A 20719-nucleotide genomic window follows, 5' to 3' on the forward strand; every position below is an offset into this window, starting at 1 on the left:
CAATACCACGATGCACATGCAGTAATGAAAAACAGGACAAGGCGTACGCCATGAAACAACTGGTGCTCGATTTAGGCACAGACCAGGCGCACAGCCTCGATACCTTCGAGGTGGGACAGAATGCCGAAGTGGCGCAGCTGATGCGCCAGTTCGCCGCGCGCACGTCGCGCGAACATTTTGCCTACCTGTGGGGCGAACTGGCCGCCGGCAAGAGCCATCTGCTCAAGGCCCTGGCCAGCACCGAGCGCGCGCGCTACATTTCGCCATTCTCGATCGAGTCCGAATTCGTGTATTCGCCCGACGTGGATCTGTACCTGCTCGACGACTGCGAAAAGCTGTCGCCGCTGGCGCAGATCGACGCCTTTGCCCTGTTCAATGAAATCCGCGCCAACAAGGCCTTCATGGTGTGCAGCGGCGCCGTGCCGCCGGCCGTGCTGCCCGTGCGCGAAGATTTGCGCACGCGCATGGGCTGGGGCCTGATCTACCAGATCCACGGCTTGACGGACGATGAAAAAATCGCCGCCCTGACCCAGGCGGCCACCACCCGCGGCTTGACCTTGTCGCCCGGCGTGTTACCCTATCTGCTGTCCCATTTCCGGCGCGACATGCGTTCGCTGTCGACGATGCTGGACTCTCTCGACCTCTACTCCCTGGAAACCCAACGCCCGATCACCTTGCCATTGTTGCGCGAGTTGCTGCAGGCGGAAGCGAAAGAATGATGAATCTGGCCCTGTTTGACCTCGACCACACCCTGCTGCCCATCGACTCGGATCACGAGTGGGGCGAATTCCTGGTACGCATCGGTGCCGTGGACGCCGCCGAATTCACCCGCCGCAACGACGAATTTTTCGCGCAATACCAGGCCGGCACGCTCGATCCGGTGGAGTACCTGGAATTCTCGCTCGGCACCCTGGCGCAATTCCCGCGCGAACGCCTCGAAGCGCTGCACCGCCAATTCATGGCCGAAGTGGTCTTGCCGGCCATCCGCCCGGAAGTCGTGGCGCTGATCAAGCAACACCAGGACGCGGGCGACCTGCTGGCCATCGTCACGGCCACCAACCATTTCATCACCAAACCCATCGCCGATGCGCTCGGCGTCGAGCACCTGCTGGCCGCCATGCCCGAATATGACGACGCAGGCAATGTCACGGGCAAGCTGCTGGGCACGCCGACCCTGGGCGCGGGCAAGCTGACCCACACCCATGCCTGGCTGGAAAAGATGGGCAAGGAACTGGGGCAGTTCGAGCGCAGCTATTTTTACAGCGATTCGCACAACGATATTCCCTTGCTGTCGGTCGTGACCCACCCGGTCGCGACCAATCCCAACACCGCTTTGAGCGCACACGCATCCCTCCACGGCTGGCCATCACTCCACTTATTCAATGATTAAAAAATTCATCCGCAAGATCCTCGGCGTTAAAAAAGAGGCAGCGCGCGACACCACGGCACCCATCGTGCTCGGTCCTGCGCAACACGGAATCGACCCGAAACTGGTATCGTCGAATGCCATCCGCGTCACCAGCAGCCTGCAGGAAGCAGGCTTCGAGGCCTTTGTCGTCGGCGGCGCCGTGCGCGACCTGCTGTTGGGCGTCAAACCCAAAGACTTCGACATCGCCACCAACGCCACGCCGGAACAGGTCAAGCGCTTGTTCCGCCGCGCCTTCATCATCGGCAAGCGCTTCCAGATCGTGCACGTGATGTTCGGCCAGGATTTGCTGGAAGTGACGACCTTCCGCGGCGCCGGCGCCGATTCCGCGCCCAAGGATGAACATGGCCGCGTCCTGCGCGACAACACCTTCGGTTTGCAGCATGAAGACGCGCTGCGCCGCGACTTCACCATCAACGCCATGTACTACAACCCGGCCACGCAGGAGGTGCTCGATTACCACGGCGGCGTGGAAGACATCCGCGCCAAGACCTTGCGCATGATCGGCAAGCCGGAAGAGCGCTACCGCGAAGACCCCGTGCGCATGCTGCGCGTGGTGCGCTTCGCCGCCAAGCTGAAATTCACCATCGAGCCGCACACGGCCGCGCCGATTCCCGTCATGGCGCCGCTGATCAACAACGTGCCGGCGCCGCGCGTGTTCGATGAAATGCTCAAGCTCCTGATGAGCGGCCACGCGCTGGCCTGCCTGCAGCAGCTGCGCAAAGAAGGCTTGCATCACGGCCTGCTGCCGCTGCTCGACGTGGTGCTGGAACAGCCGCTGGGCGCGAAATTCGTCACCCTGGCGCTGGACGCCACGGACCAGCGCATCGCCGCCGGCAAGACCGTCTCGCCGGGCTTTTTGTTTGCCTCGCTGCTGTGGCACCAGGTGCTGGAAAAATGGACGGCCTACCGCGCCGCCGGCGAGTCGACGATTCCCGCGCTGCACCTGGCGGCCGACGACGTGCTCGATTCGCAGACGGAAAAACTGGCCTTGCAGCGCAAGATCGGTTCCGACATGCGCGACATCTGGTCGATGCAGCCTCGCTTCGAGCGCCGGGTCGGCAAGGCGCCGTACAAACTGCTCGAGCACCTGCGCTTCCGCGCCGGCTACGACTTCCTGCTGCTGCGCTGCGCCTCGGGCGAGATCGACGCGGACATCGGCGAATGGTGGACGGCCTTTTATGAAGGCGACGAGGAAACGCGCGAAGCGCTGCTCGTCAGCGCCAATGCCGCGCCGGGCGCCGTCAAGAAGAAGCGCCCGCCGCGCCGCAGCACGCGCAGCAAAACGGGCGGCGGCACCACCACCGGCAGCACCAGCGGCGAATAATGTCAGTGATCGCTTACATCGGCATCGGGGCCAACCTGGGCGACGCGCGCGCGAATGTGCAGGAGGCGATCGCGCGCCTGGCGCGCCTGCCCGGTGCATCCCTCGTGGACGCTTCGGCCAGCTACCGCACGGCGCCCATCGATTCCAGCGGCGACGACTACATCAACGCCGTGGCGCGCATCGCGACCACCCTGCCGGCGGAGGAACTGCTGCTGGCCCTGCACGCCATCGAGGCGGCGCACGGGCGCGAACGGCCCTACCGCAACGCCCCGCGCACCCTGGACCTGGACTTGCTGCTGTACGGCGATGCACAGATCGCCAGCGCCACCCTGACGGTACCGCATCCGCGCCTCACCGAGCGCGCCTTCGTGCTGGTGCCGCTGCTGGCCCTGGCGCCGGCCATCGCCGTGCCCGGCCTCGGCCCGGCGCAAGGCTACCTGGCGGGCGTGGCAGACCAGGCCATCAGCCAGCTCTGAGCGCCGCGCGGCATTGCTCTACAATGCCGCCCCTGCACGCCGCCCTATAAAGTACTACACTAGCGGCGTCGCAATAGCATCACCCCCCTTTCACTCTAGAGAATACCTATGTCCGCTTATTTGCAAGGAACAGATCTGGCCGCAAAAGACAAGGCCGCCACACCGGCGCCGGCGCCATCCAAGCCTGTCGCCAACAAGGCCGTGACCATCCATACCCTGGCCACGTTGCGCGCCGCCGGCGAAAAGATCTCCATGCTGACCTGCTATGACGCCAGCTTCGCGTCGCTGATGGACCGCTGCGGCGTGGAGATCCTGCTGATCGGCGATTCGCTCGGCATGGTCTGCAACGGCCTGAACTCCACCCTGCCCGTCACCGTGGCCGAACTGGCTTACCACACGGCTTCCGTCGCGCGCGGCAGCAAGTCGGCCATGATCCTGTCCGACCTGCCGTTCGGCGCATACGGCACGCCTGAAACGGCTTACGCCAACGCCGTCATCCTGATGCAGGCGGGCGCGCACATGATCAAGATCGAAGGCGGCGCCTGGCTGGCCGAGACCGTCCGTTTCCTCACCGAGCGCGGCATCCCCATCTGCGCCCACATCGGCCTGACGCCGCAATTCGTGCACCAGTTGGGCGGCTATAAGGTGCAGGGCAAGAGCACGGAAAGCGCCGCCGAGCTGAAAAACGACGCACTGGTGCTGCAAAACGCGGGCGCCGCCATCGTGCTGATGGAAGCCATGCCGTCGCAGCTGGGCAAGGAAGTGACCGACATGCTGACGATTCCCACCATCGGCATCGGCGCCGGCCCAGACTGCTCGGGCCAGGTCCTCGTCATGCACGACATGCTGGGCGTCTTCCCAGGCCGCAAGGCGCGCTTCGTGCGCAACTTCATGGAAGGCGCGGCCAGCATCGACGACGCCGTCACCGGCTATGTCAAAGCCGTCAAGGACGGCAGCTTCCCGGCGCTGGAACACTGCTTCTGATCTAGTCTATTGAGGTGATATCGCCCCGGCACTCGCCGGGGCGATTTTTTTTTCGCGCAGCGTTTCTGTCCGTACAAAGGCCACCTCCAGGCCAAAGAATTGCCCGATACGGTTCAGCGTCTGGATGGTCGGGTTGCCCTTGCCGCTCTCGATCTCCTTGATAACCTTCGTGCTCACGCCCCGATGCATCGCAAACTCTGCCTGCGTCATGCGCGAGATGGCGCGCATTTCCTTGACGGCATGCTGTAGCGTGACGGCTCCTGCTTCAATGGCTTCGTAAAGCACTGCCCTGCGCTGCCGCAACTCTTCCTTGTCAACGGTCTTCTTTGTACGCGCCATGTCAGTGCTCTCCCAATGCCTTGAGCTGTTCGATCTGCCCGGCGATATGTGGCCGGAGGAAAGCAATGATGTCATCATCCACGCCAGCCTCCTGCATATGCTGTTCCAGCGCAACCAGGTGCTGGGAAAATCCGTATAGCGCGAGGCGGATCTGCTGGCGCTCCACGTCCGGCATGCCGATCGTAGCTAGTATCGTCGTCCAGTCATGCAGCTCGTTTTTGGTATCCGGGTGATACCAGCGCGCCGCGCGTGGTATGCCATCCGGGTCCAGGTACATCGGTGCAAAATCGAACAGCGGCGTGAGGCGCACCTCGGCACCAATTTGCTGCACCGCCGTATTGCGTGCGTGATTATCGGTATTGCGCATGGCCAGGTTCAAGATATCGCGCTTGAGAAATTCGATGGTTTCCGCAGTCTTGTCGCTGACGACGGCGCGCAGCGCCTGCAATAGGTCGAACTGGCTGGGCGTGGCTTCAAAGCCAACGATACCTGCCAGCGAAGCGGCGCTTTCCTGATGCAGTCGCAGCACTTTTCCATCGAGGATGCGGCGGTCAAAACGGGGAATGAACAAGGTATCGTCCTGGTAGCGCAGCTGGCCTTCGGTGCGCAAGCCGACCGCGCGCGCCACAGTCATGTATGCGGCCTCATTCCGCAACACCTTGGCGTCGCTGGCGGTCTTTCCGCGCGGACGCTTGACGATGAAATGAGCAGCCGCGTCCTGATCCGCCAAAGCGCCATCGGCATGCCAGAGACCGGCATGGTCAGTGGTCAGCAGATATTTCGGCGCCGCTCCTTGCACCCCCAGACTGCCGGCGGCCAGCATGCCATGCATCAGCATGCGCTCATTGAAGGCATCGCCGCGACCTATGATCTCGTCCAGTGAAAAGCCGCTCAGCGGCTTGCCCTGGTCATGGCGATGCATATGTTGTGCGTAGTACTGCACGGCCTCGGCAATGCGCACGCGCCCGACGGGATTGAACGCGCCGGCGCACATCAGAGGAAAATCGGCAGCCGGACCATCGGCCAGCTGCAGCTGCCCAAGCAGATATGTCCGTCCGCTTCCCTGGGGAATCAGGTCAAAGATAAAGGCTGGCCATTGCGCCAGCTTCTGCATCTCTGCCGTGACGGGAAAACGCAGCGAGACAGGCCCACTCTCAAGCTTGAAGAAGGCATAATCGAGGTCATACTCGAACAGGGCAGCGGTACGTGGATTGCCGCCTGCAGGCTCAAGCAAAGTCAGCGATGCGCAATCGTGCCACGCATCATCATGAAAAATTTGAAAATGGCATTGCATGGCCGCTCCAATTGGATCTTATAGTAGCTAATTGTGTTCAGTTTACCCTTAAATTAGCACTTATACGATCCAAATTTTAGCAAGTGCAGCGCCATGAAAAATTTAATAGCACCCAAAAGGACTATTTTAAGCCAAAAATACCCTTAATTAGCCCTTTTAAGTACCCTTATAGAAATTATCCCACCTGTATCCACGTCGTCTTCAGCTCCGTGTACTTGTCCAGCGCATGGAGCGACTTGTCGCGCCCGTTGCCCGACTGTTTATAACCGCCGAACGGCACGGTGATGTCGTCGCCGTCGTACTGGTTGACGTGCACGGTGCCCGCGCGCAGGGCGCGCGACGTCTGGATGGCCTTGCTGATGTCCGAGGTCCACACGGCCGCCTGCAAGCCGTAGGGCGTGGCGTTGGCCTGTTGGATGGCTTCGGCGATATCCGTAAAGCCCAACACGGACAGGACGGGCCCGAAGATCTCTTCGCGCGCGATCGTCATGCCGGCGTCCACGCCGAAGATGGTCGGCTGCACGTAATAGCCGCCCGTATCAAGGCGCACGGCCTCGCCGCCGCCCAGCAATTGCGCGCCTTCGTTCTTGCCGGACGCGATATAGCCCATCACTGTTTGCATCTGCGTGGCGTCGACGATGGCGCCCATGACGGTGGCTTCATCGAGCGGATCGCCTGGCTGGAAGCGGGGCAGCATGGCCAGCGCCTTGGCGATAAATGCATCCTTGACCGATTCTTCCACGAACAGGCGCGAGGGCGCATTGCAGCTTTCGCCCTGGTTGAAAAAGATGGAGCCGACGGCGGCCGCCACGGCCTTGTCCAGGTCCGGACAATCGGCGCACACGATGTTGGCGGACTTGCCGCCCAGTTCCGTCCACGCCCGTTTCAGATTCGACTGGCCCGCCATCTGCACGATCAGTTTCCCCGTGCGCGTGGAACCCGTAAAGCCGATGCAATCGACATCCATGTGCAGCGCCAGCGCGGCGCCGGCCTCGTTGCCGTAGCCGGGCAGCACGTTGAACACGCCCGCCGGCACGCCCGCTTCCAGCGCGATGTCGGCCAGGCGCAGGGCCGTCAGCGGCGATTTTTCCGACGGTTTCAATATCACGCTGTTGCCGGCCGCGAGGGCGGGCGCGATCTTCCAGGCGGCCATGATCATCGGGTAATTCCACGGCACGATGGCGGCGACGACGCCCACCGGTTCGCGCGTGATCAGGGCCAGGCTGTTGGCGGGCGTCGGGGCGATTTCATCGTAGACCTTGTCGATCGCCTCGCCATACCAGCGCAGGCAGTTGGCCGTGGCGCCCACGTCCACGCTCTGGCTGTACTTGATCGGTTTACCCATGTCCAGGGTTTCCAGCAGGGCCAGCTCGGGACCGTATTTCTGTACCAGGTCGGCGAACTTGATCAATATCCGCTTGCGCTGCGCCGGCGACTTGCCGGCCCAGCGGCGGTCGTCAAAGGCGGCGCGCGCGGCCTGCACGGCCGCCTCCACGTCGGCGCCGTCGCAGCGGGCCACCTGCCCCAGCTGACGCCCGTCGATGGGCGACAGATTGTCGAAGGTCTGGCCGGACCTGGCCCAGGCGCGCTCGCCGTTGATGAAGGCGCGCCCATCGATCTTGATCTCTGCGGCCCGTGCATGCCAACTGGTGTTTTCCGTCATGGTCGTCTCCTGTGTCAGTTTACAAGCAGCTTACTCCTGGTCCGCCGAATACGCCGCAGACATCTGCTTGCGGCGTCTGCGGTCGGCGCGCGCCAGCATCACGGCATACGCGATCACGGCAATCGTCACGACGAGGATGGTCAGCGCGGCGATGGCATTGACGCGCGGGTCGAGCCCCAGGCGCGCGCGCGAGAAGATCACCAGCGGCATCGTCGTCGAACCGGGGCCGGACAGGAAAGCGGAGAGCACCACGTCGTCCAGCGACAAGGTGAACGTCAGCAGCCAGCTTGATGCCAGTGCCTGCGTGATGTTCGGCAGGGTCACGAGGAAGAATACCTGGTGCGCGCGGCAGCCGAGGTCCATGGCCGCTTCCGCCAGCGACTTGCTCATTTCCTGCAGGCGCGATTGCACCACCACGGCCGCATACGCCATGCCCAGCAGGGTGTGGCCGAGCCAGATGGTCAGCACGCCCCGCTCGGGGAAACCGAAGACCTTTTGCATGGACACCAGCATCAGCAGCAGGGACAGGCCGATGATCACTTCCGGCATCACCAAGGGCGCGCTGACCATGGCGGAAAACACCGTGCGGCCGCGGAAGCGCTGGTAACTGCTCAAGGCAAAGGCGGCAAAGGTGCCGAGGATGACGGACGAGGTGGCCGACATGAAGGCGATCTTCAGGGATAAACCGAAGCCCGAGATGATTTCCGCATCGCTCATCAACTCGCTGTACCAGCGCAGCGAGAAGCCGCTCCACACCATGTCCTGGCGCGAGCTGTTGAACGAGAAGACGATCAGCACGATGATGGGCAGGTACAGGAACAAATAGCCCAGCGAGAGCCAGCCGCGTCCGAACCAGCGCTGCAGGAAGGTACGTCCGTTCATGTGCGCTCCTCCGCGTCCTGGTCGGTCTTGTATTTGTTAAAAATGGCCATCGGCACGAGGATCAGCAGGATCACCAGCACCGTCACGGACGAAGCCATGGCCCAGTCGTTATTCGTGAAATACTCATCCCACAGCACGCGGCCGATCATCAGGGTTTCCGGGCCGCCCAGCAGCTCGGGAATCACGTATTCGCCCACGGACGGAATGAACACCAGCATGGCGCCGGCGATGATGCCCGACTTCGACAGGGGCACGGTGATGCGCCAGAACGCCTGCAAAGGCGTGGCGCCCAGGTCGGCCGCCGCTTCCAGATAGCGCACGTCCATTTTCACCAGGTTCGCGTACAGGGGCAGGATCATGAACGGCAGATAGGCATACACCATGCCGACGACCAGCGAAAACGAGGTGTTCATCATATGCAGCGGTTCCTGCACCACGCCCAGCGCGATCAAGAGATCGTTGAGCAAGCCGTGGTTGGCCAGGATGCCCTTCCACGCATACACGCGCAGCAGGAACGAAGTCCAGAACGGCAGCATCACCAGCATCATCAGCACGGGGCGGATCGATGGCCTGGCGCGCGCCATGAAGTAGGCGAACGGGTAGCCGATGAACAGGCAAATGGCCGTGGTGATGGCCGCGTACTTGATGGAACTGAGGTAGGTGAGCAGATACAGTTCGTCGGCGGCGATGAACAGATAGTTGGCGATTTTGACCTTCAGCACGACGATGCCGTCGACATACGACAGCAGGCCGCCGAACGGGCTGCCGGCCGTGTCCATGTCGGACAGGCTGATACGCAGCACGATCAGGAACGGTACCAAAAAGGCGGCCGTCAGGAACAGCGCGGGCACGGCGATGACGGCGTTGCGCCCAGTGACCCAACGCAGGGTGACGAGCTTGCGCAGCGATTGCAAAATGGACGTCATGATGGCCTCAGCTGGTCAGCACGACGATGTCGGCGCCATCCCACCACACCCACACGCGCTGCTCGCGCTCGAGGCGCGCGGCGTCGTGGCGGGCCGCGTTGGTGCGCGAGACTTTCACCACCGTGCCGCTGTCGAGGCGCACGTGGTAGCTGGTTTCATTGCCAAAATACGCCATGGCGACGATCACGCCCTGGGCGCAGTTATAGCCGTGTTCCGCTGGCGAAGCCCGTTCTTCCAAGGAGGGTGGTTCGGTCTGGATGCCGATCTTTTCGGGGCGCACGGCCACCGAGACATCCATGCCCAGGTTGCCCGTGATGCCATGCGCGACATAGTGGCGGCCGTCGGGCGTGTCGATCACCACGTGATCGGGTTCGTCTTCCGTGATGCGGCCGTCGAACAGATTGACGCTGCCGATGAAGTCGGCGACGAAGCGGCAATTCGGCGTCTCGTAGATTTCACCGGGCGCGCCCACCTGCAGGATGCGCCCTTCGCTCATGACGGCGATGCGCGTGGCCATGCTCATGGCTTCATCCTGGTCGTGCGTGACCATCACGCACGTCACGCCCACCTGCTCGATGATGTTGACCAGTTCCATCTGCGTGCGTTCGCGCAGTTTCTTGTCGAGCGCGCCCAGCGGCTCGTCGAGCAGCAGCAATTGCGGACGCTTGGCCAGGCTGCGCGCCAGCGCCACACGCTGCTGCTGGCCGCCCGACAGCTGGTGCGGCTTGCGCTTCGCGTATTGGCCCAGCTGCACCAGCGCCAGCATCTGTTCGACCCGCGCCGCCACTTCCGCTTTCGGCAAGCCGTCGCGGCGCAGGCCGAAAGCGATGTTGTCCCACACGGACAGGTGGGGGAACAGCGCGTACGACTGGAACATCATGTTGATGGGCCGCTGGTGCGGCGGCACGTCGACGATGCTGTTGCCCGCCAGGGCGATGCGCCCCGAGGTCGGCGTCTCGAAACCGGCCAGCATGCGCAGCAGGGTCGACTTGCCGCAACCTGAACTGCCCAGCAGGGCAAAGATCTCGCCCTTGTTGATCGTCACGGAAATGCCATCGACGGCGCGCACGCCATCGAATTCCTTGACCAGCTGATCAATCAGCAAGAAAGGCGCTTGGGCGTCGCTGGCCGACGCGGCAGGTGTTGCTATCGTCATGTGTGGGTAGCTTCTGGGTAAGAGGGTGTCAAAATGAAAAACTGGCCACTACAGGAGCGGCCAGGATGGAAGTTTAGCGGAACTGCCGCCTTTGCGGTCCAAAAAATGCATAGATGCTGCTTATTTGGGTAAAAACCCAACGGCAAAGACTGGGGTCAGACCCGGCGGGTCTGACCCCGGTATTTAAGCCAGCTCAGAGCTAAACCCAGCCCTTCGCTTTCACGTCCGCATACGTCTTGTCCAGGCACAGCCGTATCAGCGCCACCATCTCATCGATCTGCGCCCGCGTCATGACCAGGGGCGGGGCGACGATCATGCGCTCGCCCACGGCGCGCATGATGACGCCGTTGTCGAACATGTGGCCGCGGCAGATCATGCCCACGCCCTGGTCCTCGTCGAACAGCTCGTTGTCGTGCACGGTGGCGCCCTTTTTACGCACCAGGTTCAGGCCCGCGACAAGGCCGCAGCTGTCAGCATAGCCGACCAGCGGATGCTCGCCCAGGCTGGCGAAGCACTGCTTCAGGTATGGTCCCGTATCATCGGCCACCTTGGCCACCAGCTGCTCTTCCTCGATGATGCGGATGTTTTCCAGCGCGGCCGCGCAGGCCACGGGGTGGCCGGAATACGTGAAACCGTGCGTGAATTCGCCGCCCTGCTCGATCAGCACCTTGGCGACCCTGTCGCCCACCAGCACGCCGCCCAGCGGCACGTAACCCGAGGTGACGCCCTTGGCAAACGTGATCAGGTCGGGCTTGATGCCGAACAGTTCGGAGCCGAACCAGCGCCCCAGGCGGCCGAAGCCGCAGATGACTTCATCGGCGATCAGCAAAATGCCGTACTTGTCACAGATGCGCTGGATCTCGGGCCAGTAGGTCGATGGCGGGATGATGACGCCGCCGGCCCCCTGCACCGGCTCGCCGATGAAGGCGGCCACCTTGTCGGCGCCGATTTCGAGGATCTTGTCTTCCAGCCAGCCGGCCGCCTTCAAGCCGAAGGCTTCCGGAGACAAGCCATGGCCCGACTCCAGGTAATTGGGCTGGCCGATATGCGCGATGCCCGGTATCGGCAAGCCGCCCTGCGCATGCATGCCGTCCATGCCGCCCAGCGATGCTCCCGCCACCGTGCTGCCGTGATACGCGTTGTGGCGGCTGATGATGGTGTGGCGCTCCTTGTAGCCGAGGATATCCCAGTAGCGGCGCACCATGCGCAAATTCGTGTCGTTGCCTTCCGAGCCGGAACTGGTGAAGAACACGTGCTGGAACTGCGGCGGCGATATCTGCGCCAGCTTGGCCGCCAGCTGCGCGGCCGGCACGTTCGTCGTGCCAAAGAAGCTGTTATAGAAGGGCAGCGTCTCCATCTGTTTGTACACGGCTTGCGAAATCGACGTGCGGCCGTAGCCCACGTTCACGCACCACAGGCCCGACATGCCGTCGACGATCTTCTTGCCCTGGCTATCCCACAGGTAGACGCCGTCGCCGCGCACCATCACCCTGGCACCCTTGCTTGCCAGGTCCTGGAAGTCGGTGAACGGATGCAGGTAGTGGGCCGAGTCCATCTGCTGGATGGCGGCCGTGTCGTACACCTGCGGCGCCGCATTCTTTTGCGCCACGGACGATACAAAAGCGGCGCTCGGCGCCAGCGGATTGTTGGATGTGCTCATGCGTGTTCCTTTTAAACGTGTAATAACAGGTGTTCGCGCTCCCACGGACTGATGACGGTCATGAATTCCTGGTGCTCCAGGTCCTTGATGGCCGCATACACGTCGATGAAGCGCTCGCCCAGCACCGTGCGCAGCTTGTCTTCCGCGCGCAGCAGCTGCAGGGCCTCGGGCAAGCCTTGCGGCAGCTCGAATTTCATGTCGTAGGCGCTGCCCACCATCATCGGCGTCGCTTCCAGCTGCTCCGTCATGCCCAGGTAGCCGCAGGCCAGGGTGACGGCCAGGGCCAGGTAGGGATTCGCGTCGGCGCCGATGATGCGGTTTTCCACGCGGCGGTCCTGCACGCCCGACTCGGGCACGCGGAAGCCCACCGTGCGGTTGTCCAGGCCCCACTGGATGTTGATCGGCGCGGCAGTGTGGCGCACGATGCGGCGGTAGGAATTCACGTAGGGCGCGACGATGGCCATGGCCGACGGCATGTAGCGCTGCAGGCCCGCGATGTAATGCTTGAAGATGGGCGCGGCCGAACCGTCCTCGTTGCTGAAGATGTTCATGCCCGTCTTCGCATCGACGACGCTCTGGTGCACGTGCATGGCGGAACCCGGCTCGCCCGCCATGGGCTTGGCCATGAAGGTGGCGTACATATCGTGTTTTAACGCCGCTTCGCGCAAGGTGCGCTTGAAGAAGAAGACCTTGTCGGCCAGGCCCAGCGGATCGCCGTGCAGGAAGTTGATTTCCATCTGACCCGCGCCGATTTCGTGGATCAGCGTATCGACGTCAAGGTTCATCAGTTCGCAATAATCGTAGATATCCTCGAACAGCGGATCGAATTCGTTGACGGCGTCGATGCTGTACACCTGGCGGCTCGTCTCGGCCCGGCCGCTGCGGCCAATGGGCGGTTTCAATGGCAAATCGGGGTCCGTGTTTTTCGCCGTCAGGTAGAACTCCAGCTCCGGCGCCACCACGGGCTTCCAGCCCTTGTCCGCATACAGTTTCAGCACGCGCCGCAGCACGGAGCGGGGAGCAAAATCGACCAGCGCGCCATCGGCAAAATAGCAGTCGTGGATGACTTGCGCGGTGGGGTCGGTAGCCCACGGCACCATGGTGATGGTGGTGGGATCGGCCTTTAAAATCATGTCGCGGTCGGTGCTGGAAATGGCGCGGTCGTAGCCGCCATCGTCGACCGGGTAATTGCCCGTCACCGTCATGCCCAGTACCGCTTCCGGGATGCGCATGCCGCGTTCCTGGGTGAATTTCCCGCGCGGCAGGATCTTCCCCCGCGCCACGCCCGTCAAGTCGGGTACCAGGCATTCAATTTCCGTGACGCGCTTTTCATTGAGCCACAAATCCATATCCGTATAAGTGAAATTTTCGCGTATTGCCATGTTTCCCTCTCGCTGGTCTTGATCAAACACCGCGTACTGCGGGCGGTGCGCCTGTCATTCTGTCTTTCTGTGCTGCTCCTGGTAGTCGCGGCAAGCCTGGCCGAAGGCGCCGAACAGCCGCATGGACTGCGGATTGTCCTCGACCTGCCATTCCGGGTGCCATTGCACGGCCAGCGCAAAGCCGGCGGCGCTGGCCACCGTGTACGCTTCCACCAGGCCGTCGTCGGCCAGCGCTTCCACCAGCAAGCCATCGGCCAGCCGGGCGATGCCCTGGCCATGCAGGGAATTGACCATCATTTCGCTCTCGCCGCCCAGCAACCGTGACAGCACGCCGTCGGGCATCAGCTTGATGCGGTGCGCGGGCGCATACTGGCGCGCCAGCGGATCGAGCACGTTCTCGCGGTGGTCCTGCATGCCCGGCACCGCCTGCACGGCCTGGTGCAGGCTGCCGCCCAGGGCCACGTTGACTTCCTGGAAGCCGCGGCAGATGGCCAGCAGCGGCAACTGCAACGTCAGTGCGGCGCGGATCAGGGGCAAGGTGGTGGCGTCGCGCGCGGGGTCCTGCGGCAGGTCGGGATGCAGGATCTCTTCGCCATACAGGCGCGCGTCGACGTTCGAGGCGGAACCGGTCAGCATGACGCCGTCGGCGATCCGCAGCACCACTTCCAGGTCCGCATCGGCGCCCAGGGCCGGCAGCAGCAGCGGCATGCAGCCGGCGCCGCGCAGCACGGCGTGCAGGTATTTGTCCTGCGCCATGTGCCAGGCATGGCTGCCCAGCTGGCGCTGGCAGGCGGGAACGAGAACGATGGGATGGCGCATGGTGCTACCTCGCTGGCGTGACGATCCAATGACAGCGCCATGACAGCGCTGCCGCTCGCTTCACTGTACAGCAGAGCCGGTATAGTCGGCCACACCGATGGACGTGGCCAGCGGCGGCACACATCGCCTACACTACGGCTTTGCAATATTGCCTTTATTAAAATCATCATATGCCCGTCCGGCGCCAAACACCAGCGCCGCAGGCACAGTTGCCTACTTTCCCATGCATCCACACCGTTTTCCCGCCCTCCCGAACACCTTTTCCCCCTTGCGGGGGCAGCCATGAAGACCATGCCGTGGCGCGACTTCTTCGCCCTCGTGGTCAGCATCGGCGTGGTCGGCCTGGGCCTGGGAGCCACCATGCCGCTCACCGCCCTGACCCTGCACCAGCGCGGCGTGGGCACGGACATCATCGGCATGATCACGGCCGTCAGCGCCCTCGGCATCCTGGCCGCCTCGCCGTTCGTCTCGGGCTGGGTGGGGCGTTTCGGTGCGCGCGCCACCATGCTGGGCGCCGTCTGGGTGGCCTCGCTGGCGACGATCGCCATGCAGTTCAGCGACCACCTGCTGGCGTGGAGCGTGCTGCGCTTCCTGTTCGGCGGCGCCATGGGCGTGCTGTTTACCATCGGCGAAGCGTGGGTCAACCGCCTGGCGCCCGACAATTCGCGCGGGCGCGTGGTGGCCATGTACACCACCAGTTTTACCTTCTTCCAGCTGATCGGCCCCGCCCTCGTGGCCCTCTTCAACGACAAGATTGCGTGGAGCTTCGCCGCCTGCGGCCTGCTGTTTCTGCTGGCCGTGCCGGGCCTGATGCTGATCTCGAACAGCGGCCCGGAAAAGGAACCGCAAGAACACGGCGTGAAGTGGACCCTGATCCTGCCGCGCATGCCGATGATCGTGCTCGGTGCCGCCTTCTTTGCCCTGTTCGACACGCTGGCATTGAGCTTGCTGCCCCTGTATGCGATGGAGCACGGCATCGGCACGGACCTGGCCCTGCTGTCGGCCACCGTGGTGCTGGTGGGCGATACGGGCCTGCAATTCGCGCTGGGCTGGATGGCCGACCGTTTCGGCCGCGCCAGGGTGCACGCGGGCTGCGGCGTGGCCGTCTGCCTGCTGCTGCCGCTGCTGCCGTTTGCCGTCGGCACGCCATGGCTGTGGTGGACCCTGCTGCTGTTGCTGGGCGCGGCGGCGGGCGGCATCTACATGCTGGCGCTGGTGGCCTGCGGCGAGCGTTTCACGGGGCTGTCGCTGACCAGCGCCAGCGCCATCGTCAACGCCACCTGGGGTATCACCAGCGGCGGCGGTCCCCTGCTGACGGGCGTCCTGATGCAATCGGCGGGCGTAAACGCCCTGCCGGCCGTGATGTGGGTATGCGCCGCCATTTTCGTCGGCAGCGCCGTGTGGGAGCGCAGGAAGGGGATCGTGTAAAGCGCTACTTCGGTATTTTTTCCAGCCGCTGCCGCAGCTCCTCGGCCACCGGATAGTCGGGATACGCCTGCCGGAACGCCGTCCACTCGTCGTGCGCCAGGGCACCCTCGCCCGCCTTGAGCAGGGCGTCGATCTTCACCAGCCACACGGAGGCGTCGAGCTTTGCGGGCGGCGGCAGCGGCGCGGAGCGGGCCGCCACGGGAGCGGGCATGGCCAGCGCGCGCTGCACCGGCGCCTGACGCTGCAGGCCGGCCTCGGCCTGCATGACGGCTTGCTGCTCGATTGCCGCAGCAGGCGCCGGTGGTGGCGGCGGCGCAGGAGGAGCCACGGGTACGGTCACCGCCAGCGGAGGTGCTGACGGCACGGCTGCTACCGGCTCGGCCTGCACCGGCGGCCTCGGTGCCGCCTTGGCCATGGCGCGCGGTGCCGGTGCCGGCGCCGGCGCGGACTCAGTCGCAGGTGCAACGGCCGGTGCGGCTTCCTGCATCACCTCCTGCGTGACCGGTTCCCCGACCACGGGAAACTGCGCCGGCTTCGATCCGAACCAGTCCACGCCGATCAGGTTTACCGTCAGCAGCACGGCAGCGGCCAGCCCCAGCGGAACGCGCCAGCGCTGCAGGTAGTCCGGTGATTTCTTGGCCGGCAGAGTGCGCAGCACGCCATCGGCGCTGTCATTGGCCGCTGCCGGCTGGTGCAAGGCTTTTTCCGCGTCGGCCAGGATGGCCGCATCGAGCGCGCTGGAAGGCGCCGGCTGCGGCAGGCTGGCCAGCAGCGCGGTCAAGTCCTCGTCATTCGGTTCGTCGTGATTGTGCGTATTCATGCCTGTCCTCCCGCGCCAGCGGCGCTGTCCAAGCCCGCGCGCAATTTCTGCATGGCGTAGCGCAGCCGGCTCTTGACGGTTTCCGCTTCCGCCCCCGTCACCGCGGCGATCTCGAGGATGCTCATGCCGCTGAACTGCTGCAGCACCAGCGCTTCCTTCTGTTCCGCCGGCAGCGCGGCGATGGCCGCATGCAGCCGCGCGTGCTGCTGTTTCTGCTCCAGCGACTGCGGCGGCGATGCGCCCTCGTCCGCCAGTTCGCCTGCATCGCCGTGGTCCTGTCCTTCCCGCTGGCGCAGGAGGTCGATCAGGCGGTTGCGCGCGATCTGGTACAGATAGGTGCGAAACGCCGCCTGCGGCTGGTAGCCGGCGCGCGCCGCATGCAGGCTGGCCCACGCATCCTGCACGATCTCGTCCACCCACGCGCGGCGCGGCGAACGCCAGGCCACGAAGCGGTACAGGCCCTGGCTGTGGCGCCGGTACAGCTCGCGAAACGACGGCAGGTCGCCGGCGCTGTAGCGCAGCATCAGGTCTTCATCCGTCGCGGTCAATAAAGTGTCGGGCATGCGGACCAGTGTAGCCGAACTACGCGGCAGCGACAATTTCCCCGCGCCTTCAGCGCAAAGAGGAGGCATTGGGCGCATAGCTGACGCGGCGCACTTCGCGGATCTGCCCCTCCTTGAGCGCCCCTTCCACCAGTTCATAGCCGAGCAGGGCGAAGACGCGGCCCTGCAGGAACAGCGGGCGCGCATTGCCGTACCAGTCCACGCACGACGCGCGGCAGCCGTCGTCCGGTGCCGGGCCGGGCCGCGCCGCCAGCGCGCCCAGTTCAGTCAACTGCAGGCCGCTGTTGCGCAGGTACAGGACGGAGGCGGCTGACTTGTTGAGCCCAGGCCGTTCGTCCGCGCCCAGGATGGGCAGGCCGATCAAGCCCTCGCCGGCCGTTTGCGGCTTGTAGAAAAAGCCGTGGCTGCGCGACTCGCCCTGCGCCGCATCGGCGCGGATGTAGCGCGTGGCGACCGCCGCCTGCGCCCCCAGACCGATGGTGCTGAAGTGCAGATCCCTGCCCTGCGCGCCGATCACCACGGCGTCATTGCCCAGCGCCTCGATGCGCTCCACGCCGTGCGGCAAGGCCAGCGACTGCACGCTGCCCGCATCGGCCCAGCGCACGGCATACAGGGGCTGGCGTGGCCAGGCCTGGTCCGCCTTGCGGCGCCCCGCATTGCCCGGATTGCCGTACAACAGATAGGGCCCCACATAGCGGTTCTGCAGGCCGTAGCCGCCACCGCCGGGCAGCGGCTTGTAGCTGCCGGCCGGCGCACTGTCGCGGCCATCGGAAAACGACGCCAATGGCACACGCAGCAGGGCCATGTCGCCGCGCCCCCGCGTGCCATCCCACATCGCGTCGCCCTGGCCCTCGGCGCGCAGCAGGACGTTCAGGTGGCCGTCGCCGCTTTCGAGGAACGAGAACTGGTCGACGGGCGCGCCAGCCACCTTCAGGGCGCTGGGCGCCGAGCCGTCGAGGGGAATGCGGAACACGCCCGAGTCGCTGCCCCGGCGCGTCGTCCACACGAAAACAGATTCGCCCGACACATAAAACACGCGCCCCTGCGGCCCCATCACGGCGGTCGCTTCGCAGCGCATGTCGCGCTGCGCCAGGTCGCACACGGTGACCGTATGCAGGGTCAGACCAAAGCCCGGTTCGGGCTCTTCATCGGTGCGGTAAATGCGCGTGGCCGGGGCGATGCGCTTGAAGTCGGACGGTATGGCGTCGGGACGCCAGCGGCGCAGCGCGGGAAAGCCGCCAAACGGGTCGCCCCGGCGCAGGTTCAGCGACAGGGGTGAATAGAATACCAGCTTGCTGCCGATCAGGCGGCTGGCGTAATTGCGCGACGAATAATAATCGTTGGAGCGCAAATGATACGTGGCGCGATAGGCCAGCTTGCCATCCGCACCGATGTCGAACAGGCCGATCTCCGTGCCGCCACGGCTGTAGCTGTAGCCGATCACCACGACCGTGTCGCCATCGATCAGCATCTCGTCATACCAGCTGCCCGACGGGTCGCTGCCCGGCGCGAATGCATCGAGCGAGGCGACGGGCTGCAGGGCATTGCCGCCCACCTGCACGGTGAACAGCTTGCCGCGCCGGAGCATCACAAGGTGCTTGCCGTGCAGCTTGACGATGCCGCCTTCGTCCACGCCCGCCGTCTGCACATTGGTGACGGATTCGGCCGCTTCTGCCGACGCCGCCGGCGCCGTTTTCGCCACCATCGGCGCTGGCGCTGGCGGCGGTGCGGGCGGCGCCGCCATGGACTGCGCCGTGGCGCGCTGCAGTTTCTGCTGCTCCCGCAGCAAGGCCGCCTGGCGCGCCTGCAGCTGCTGCAGGTAGCTGCTCAAGGCCTGCTCGCTGGCGAACGGCGCCAGGGTCTTGCGCGGCGCCGTGCCGGCGGCATGGCTGCCTGCCGACAGCAGCAGGGACAGCATCAATATGATCTTGTGGGCGCTGGACATCGCTTCTGCTCCGGTTGATTGCGGTAATGACCATGAAACGGCATGCGCGGCGAAACGGGGTTAAAAAAGGTCAACTATTTTTGAAGGCCAGACGCCGCGCGTGGGACGCAATCGTGCGCCCGGCAAAAAGGACTACCATGGACGATCACGCAACCACTGCTGAAAGTCTGCCATGCTCACACTGAAAGATCCCACGCTGCTACGCCAGCAATGCTACCTGAACGGACTATGGCTCGATGCCGACGGCGGCAAGCACGCCGACGTCCGCAATCCCGCCACGGGTGAAGTGATCGGCCATGTGCCCGTGATGGGCACGCAGGAGACAAGAAACGCCATCAGCGCTGCCAACGCCGCCTGGCCCGCCTGGCGCAAGAAGACGGCCAAGGAACGCGCAGCCGTGCTGCGCCGCTGGAATGACCTGATACTGGAAAACGCGGACGACCTGGCGCTGATCATGACGGCGGAACAGGGCAAGCCCTTGCTCGAAGCCAAAGGCGAAGTGCAATACGCCGCCTCCTTCATCGAATGGTTCGCCGAAGAAGGCAAGCGCGTCGCGGGCGACACCCTGCAGTCGCCGTGGCCGGACCGGCGCATCGTCGTGACGAAGGAGCCGATCGGCGTGTGCGCCGCCATCACACCCTGGAACTTCCCGGCCGCGATGATCACGCGCAAGGCAGGACCGGCGCTGGCGGCCGGCTGCCCGATGCTCGTCAAGCCGGCCGGCATGACGCCGTTTTCCGCGCTGGCGCTGGCCGTGCTGGCCGAACGCGCGGGTGTGCCTGCGGGCGTGTTCAATGTCATCACGGGCTCGTCGCAGGAGATCGGCGATGAGATGACGTCCAATCCCCTCGTGCGCAAGCTCAGTTTCACGGGATCGACGGAAGTGGGCCGCATGCTGATGCGCCAGTGCGCGCCGACGATCAAAAAGCTGTCGCTGGAACTGGGCGGCAATGCGCCGTTCATCGTCTTCGACGACGCCGACCTGGATGCGGCAGTGGAAGGCGCCATCGCCTCGAAATACCGCAACGCGGGCCAGACCTGCGTGTGCGCCAACCGGCTGTACGTGCAGGATGGCGTGTACGAGGCCTTTGCGCAAAAGCTGGTGACGGCCGTGCAAAAACTCAAGGTGGGCAACGGCGCCGACGAAGGCGTCACGCAGGGGCCGCTGATCGAGGAAAAGGCCGTAAAAAAAGTGGAGCAGCACGTGGCCGACGCACTGGCCAAGGGCGGGCGCCTGCTACTGGGCGGCAAGCGCCATGCGCTGGGCCACAACTTCTTCCAGCCCACCGTGATCGCCGACGTGACGAGCGACATGCTGGTGGCCAGCGAAGAGACGTTCGGGCCGCTGGCGCCCCTGTTCCGCTTCAAGACGGACGAGGAAGTCATCGCCCTGGCCAACAACACGGAATTCGGCCTGGCGTCCTATTTCTATTCGCGCGACATCGGCCGCATCTGGAAGGTCGCCGAAGGCCTGGAATCCGGCATGGTGGGCGTGAACACGGGGCTGATCTCGACGGAAGCGGCGCCGTTCGGCGGCGTCAAGCAGTCGGGCCTGGGCCGGGAGGGATCGTCGTACGGGATCGACGATTACCTGGTCATCAAATACATCTGCATGGGCGGTATTTAACG

General features: G+C 64.3%; 19 protein-coding genes. 7 read left to right on the forward strand and 12 right to left on the reverse strand.

Features of this window, described 5'->3' with window-relative positions; genetic code table 11:
• The first annotated feature begins 50 nt into the window (after positions 1-50).
• The 5 genes from hda (at position 51) to panB (ending at position 4213) form a co-directional block, all read left to right on the forward strand.
• Positions 51-719 carry a DnaA regulatory inactivator Hda gene (hda, locus tag D9M09_RS24030; RefSeq protein ID WP_058048421.1) on the forward strand — a complete coding sequence of 223 codons (669 nt, stop codon included), beginning with the start codon at positions 51-53 and terminating at the stop codon, positions 717-719.
• Positions 719-1390: an HAD family hydrolase gene (locus D9M09_RS24035; RefSeq protein WP_070291061.1), complete on the forward strand. Its 672-nt coding sequence runs from the start codon at positions 719-721 to the stop codon at positions 1388-1390. The genes hda and D9M09_RS24035 overlap by 1 nt, the downstream gene beginning before the upstream one ends.
• Positions 1383-2753: a polynucleotide adenylyltransferase PcnB gene (gene pcnB / locus D9M09_RS24040; RefSeq protein WP_070311685.1), complete on the forward strand. Its 1371-nt coding sequence runs from the start codon at positions 1383-1385 to the stop codon at positions 2751-2753. The genes D9M09_RS24035 and pcnB overlap by 8 nt, the downstream gene beginning before the upstream one ends.
• Positions 2753-3229 carry a 2-amino-4-hydroxy-6-hydroxymethyldihydropteridine diphosphokinase gene (gene folK / locus D9M09_RS24045; protein ID WP_070311686.1) on the forward strand — a complete coding sequence of 159 codons (477 nt, stop codon included), beginning with the start codon at positions 2753-2755 and terminating at the stop codon, positions 3227-3229. Before pcnB ends, folK begins: the two co-directional genes overlap by 1 nt.
• Before the next feature lie 108 nt (positions 3230-3337).
• Positions 3338-4213, forward strand: a complete 876-nt coding sequence (gene panB, locus D9M09_RS24050) for a 3-methyl-2-oxobutanoate hydroxymethyltransferase (protein ID WP_175445216.1) — start codon at positions 3338-3340, stop codon at positions 4211-4213.
• 6 nt (positions 4214-4219) lie between these two features.
• Here the strand turns inward: panB and D9M09_RS24055 are convergent, their stop codons facing one another.
• The 9 genes from D9M09_RS24055 to D9M09_RS24095 form a co-directional block, all read right to left on the reverse strand.
• The gene (locus D9M09_RS24055; RefSeq protein WP_070311687.1) at positions 4220-4552 is read right to left on the reverse strand and encodes a helix-turn-helix transcriptional regulator; all 333 of its coding nucleotides are present in this window, start codon (positions 4550-4552) and stop codon (positions 4220-4222) included.
• 1 nt (position 4553) lies between these two features.
• A complete protein-coding gene (locus D9M09_RS24060; protein ID WP_240453459.1) occupies positions 4554-5846 on the reverse strand; it encodes a type II toxin-antitoxin system HipA family toxin in 1293 nt (430 codons plus the stop codon).
• Positions 5847-6021: 175 nt separating this feature from the next.
• Positions 6022-7509, reverse strand: coding sequence for an aldehyde dehydrogenase (locus tag D9M09_RS24065; protein ID WP_070311689.1), 1488 nt, complete (start codon positions 7507-7509; stop codon positions 6022-6024).
• A gap of 30 nt (positions 7510-7539) precedes the next feature.
• Positions 7540-8391, reverse strand: a complete 852-nt coding sequence (locus tag D9M09_RS24070; RefSeq protein WP_070311690.1) for an ABC transporter permease — start codon at positions 8389-8391, stop codon at positions 7540-7542.
• Positions 8388-9317, reverse strand: a complete 930-nt coding sequence (locus D9M09_RS24075) for an ABC transporter permease subunit (protein ID WP_070311691.1) — start codon at positions 9315-9317, stop codon at positions 8388-8390. Before D9M09_RS24075 ends, D9M09_RS24070 begins: the two co-directional genes overlap by 4 nt.
• A gap of 7 nt (positions 9318-9324) precedes the next feature.
• Positions 9325-10473, reverse strand: a complete 1149-nt coding sequence (locus D9M09_RS24080) for an ABC transporter ATP-binding protein (protein WP_070311692.1) — start codon at positions 10471-10473, stop codon at positions 9325-9327.
• A 199-nt stretch (positions 10474-10672) separates the two neighbouring features.
• Positions 10673-12133, reverse strand: coding sequence for an aspartate aminotransferase family protein (locus tag D9M09_RS24085; RefSeq protein ID WP_121670560.1), 1461 nt, complete (start codon positions 12131-12133; stop codon positions 10673-10675).
• 11 nt (positions 12134-12144) lie between these two features.
• Positions 12145-13515, reverse strand: coding sequence for a glutamine synthetase family protein (locus tag D9M09_RS24090; RefSeq protein ID WP_121670561.1), 1371 nt, complete (start codon positions 13513-13515; stop codon positions 12145-12147).
• A 54-nt stretch (positions 13516-13569) separates the two neighbouring features.
• Positions 13570-14334, reverse strand: coding sequence for a gamma-glutamyl-gamma-aminobutyrate hydrolase family protein (locus D9M09_RS24095; protein WP_070311694.1), 765 nt, complete (start codon positions 14332-14334; stop codon positions 13570-13572).
• Between the two features lie 282 nt (positions 14335-14616).
• On the opposite strand from D9M09_RS24095, the gene D9M09_RS24100 reads away from it, so the two are divergent.
• A complete protein-coding gene (locus D9M09_RS24100) occupies positions 14617-15762 on the forward strand; it encodes an MFS transporter (RefSeq protein ID WP_070311695.1) in 1146 nt (381 codons plus the stop codon).
• Positions 15763-15766: 4 nt separating this feature from the next.
• Here the strand turns inward: D9M09_RS24100 and D9M09_RS24105 are convergent, their stop codons facing one another.
• The 3 genes from D9M09_RS24105 to D9M09_RS24115 are packed head-to-tail and all read right to left on the reverse strand — an operon-like array spanning position 15767 to position 19090.
• On the reverse strand, positions 15767-16582 hold the full coding sequence (locus D9M09_RS24105; RefSeq protein WP_121670562.1) for a hypothetical protein: 816 nt from the start codon (positions 16580-16582) through the stop codon (positions 15767-15769).
• The gene (locus tag D9M09_RS24110; RefSeq protein WP_240453460.1) at positions 16579-17145 is read right to left on the reverse strand and encodes a sigma-70 family RNA polymerase sigma factor; all 567 of its coding nucleotides are present in this window, start codon (positions 17143-17145) and stop codon (positions 16579-16581) included. Before D9M09_RS24110 ends, D9M09_RS24105 begins: the two co-directional genes overlap by 4 nt.
• Positions 17146-17194: 49 nt before the next feature.
• Positions 17195-19090 (reverse strand): beta-propeller domain-containing protein, encoded by a 1896-nt coding sequence (locus tag D9M09_RS24115; RefSeq protein ID WP_121670563.1) that lies wholly within the window; start codon positions 19088-19090, stop codon positions 17195-17197.
• A gap of 172 nt (positions 19091-19262) precedes the next feature.
• On the opposite strand from D9M09_RS24115, the gene gabD reads away from it, so the two are divergent.
• Positions 19263-20717 (forward strand): NADP-dependent succinate-semialdehyde dehydrogenase, encoded by a 1455-nt coding sequence (gabD, locus tag D9M09_RS24120; RefSeq protein WP_121670564.1) that lies wholly within the window; start codon positions 19263-19265, stop codon positions 20715-20717.
• Positions 20718-20719 lie beyond the last annotated feature (2 nt).

It is taken from the genome of Janthinobacterium agaricidamnosum, from assembly GCF_003667705.1.
Lineage (GTDB): Bacteria > Pseudomonadota > Gammaproteobacteria > Burkholderiales > Burkholderiaceae_D > Janthinobacterium.

Excerpts from the sequence above, each read along its gene's own strand:
- hda (WP_058048421.1), top strand. The coding sequence starts at position 51 with ATGAAACAACTGGTGCTCGATTTAGGCACAGACCAGGCGCACAGCCTC.
- D9M09_RS24035 (WP_070291061.1), top strand. The coding sequence starts at position 719 with ATGAATCTGGCCCTGTTTGACCTCGACCACACCCTGCTGCCCATCGAC.
- pcnB (WP_070311685.1), top strand. The coding sequence starts at position 1,383 with ATGATTAAAAAATTCATCCGCAAGATCCTCGGCGTTAAAAAAGAGGCA.
- folK (WP_070311686.1), top strand. The coding sequence starts at position 2,753 with ATGTCAGTGATCGCTTACATCGGCATCGGGGCCAACCTGGGCGACGCG.
- panB (WP_175445216.1), top strand. The coding sequence starts at position 3,338 with ATGTCCGCTTATTTGCAAGGAACAGATCTGGCCGCAAAAGACAAGGCC.
- D9M09_RS24055 (WP_070311687.1), bottom strand. The coding sequence starts at position 4,552 with ATGGCGCGTACAAAGAAGACCGTTGACAAGGAAGAGTTGCGGCAGCGC.
- D9M09_RS24060 (WP_240453459.1), bottom strand. The coding sequence starts at position 5,846 with ATGCAATGCCATTTTCAAATTTTTCATGATGATGCGTGGCACGATTGC.
- D9M09_RS24065 (WP_070311689.1), bottom strand. The coding sequence starts at position 7,509 with ATGACGGAAAACACCAGTTGGCATGCACGGGCCGCAGAGATCAAGATC.
- D9M09_RS24070 (WP_070311690.1), bottom strand. The coding sequence starts at position 8,391 with ATGAACGGACGTACCTTCCTGCAGCGCTGGTTCGGACGCGGCTGGCTC.
- D9M09_RS24075 (WP_070311691.1), bottom strand. The coding sequence starts at position 9,317 with ATGACGTCCATTTTGCAATCGCTGCGCAAGCTCGTCACCCTGCGTTGG.
- D9M09_RS24080 (WP_070311692.1), bottom strand. The coding sequence starts at position 10,473 with ATGACGATAGCAACACCTGCCGCGTCGGCCAGCGACGCCCAAGCGCCT.
- D9M09_RS24085 (WP_121670560.1), bottom strand. The coding sequence starts at position 12,133 with ATGAGCACATCCAACAATCCGCTGGCGCCGAGCGCCGCTTTTGTATCG.
- D9M09_RS24090 (WP_121670561.1), bottom strand. The coding sequence starts at position 13,515 with ATGGCAATACGCGAAAATTTCACTTATACGGATATGGATTTGTGGCTC.
- D9M09_RS24095 (WP_070311694.1), bottom strand. The coding sequence starts at position 14,334 with ATGCGCCATCCCATCGTTCTCGTTCCCGCCTGCCAGCGCCAGCTGGGC.
- D9M09_RS24100 (WP_070311695.1), top strand. The coding sequence starts at position 14,617 with ATGAAGACCATGCCGTGGCGCGACTTCTTCGCCCTCGTGGTCAGCATC.
- D9M09_RS24105 (WP_121670562.1), bottom strand. The coding sequence starts at position 16,582 with ATGAATACGCACAATCACGACGAACCGAATGACGAGGACTTGACCGCG.
- D9M09_RS24110 (WP_240453460.1), bottom strand. The coding sequence starts at position 17,145 with ATGCCCGACACTTTATTGACCGCGACGGATGAAGACCTGATGCTGCGC.
- D9M09_RS24115 (WP_121670563.1), bottom strand. The coding sequence starts at position 19,090 with ATGTCCAGCGCCCACAAGATCATATTGATGCTGTCCCTGCTGCTGTCG.
- gabD (WP_121670564.1), top strand. The coding sequence starts at position 19,263 with ATGCTCACACTGAAAGATCCCACGCTGCTACGCCAGCAATGCTACCTG.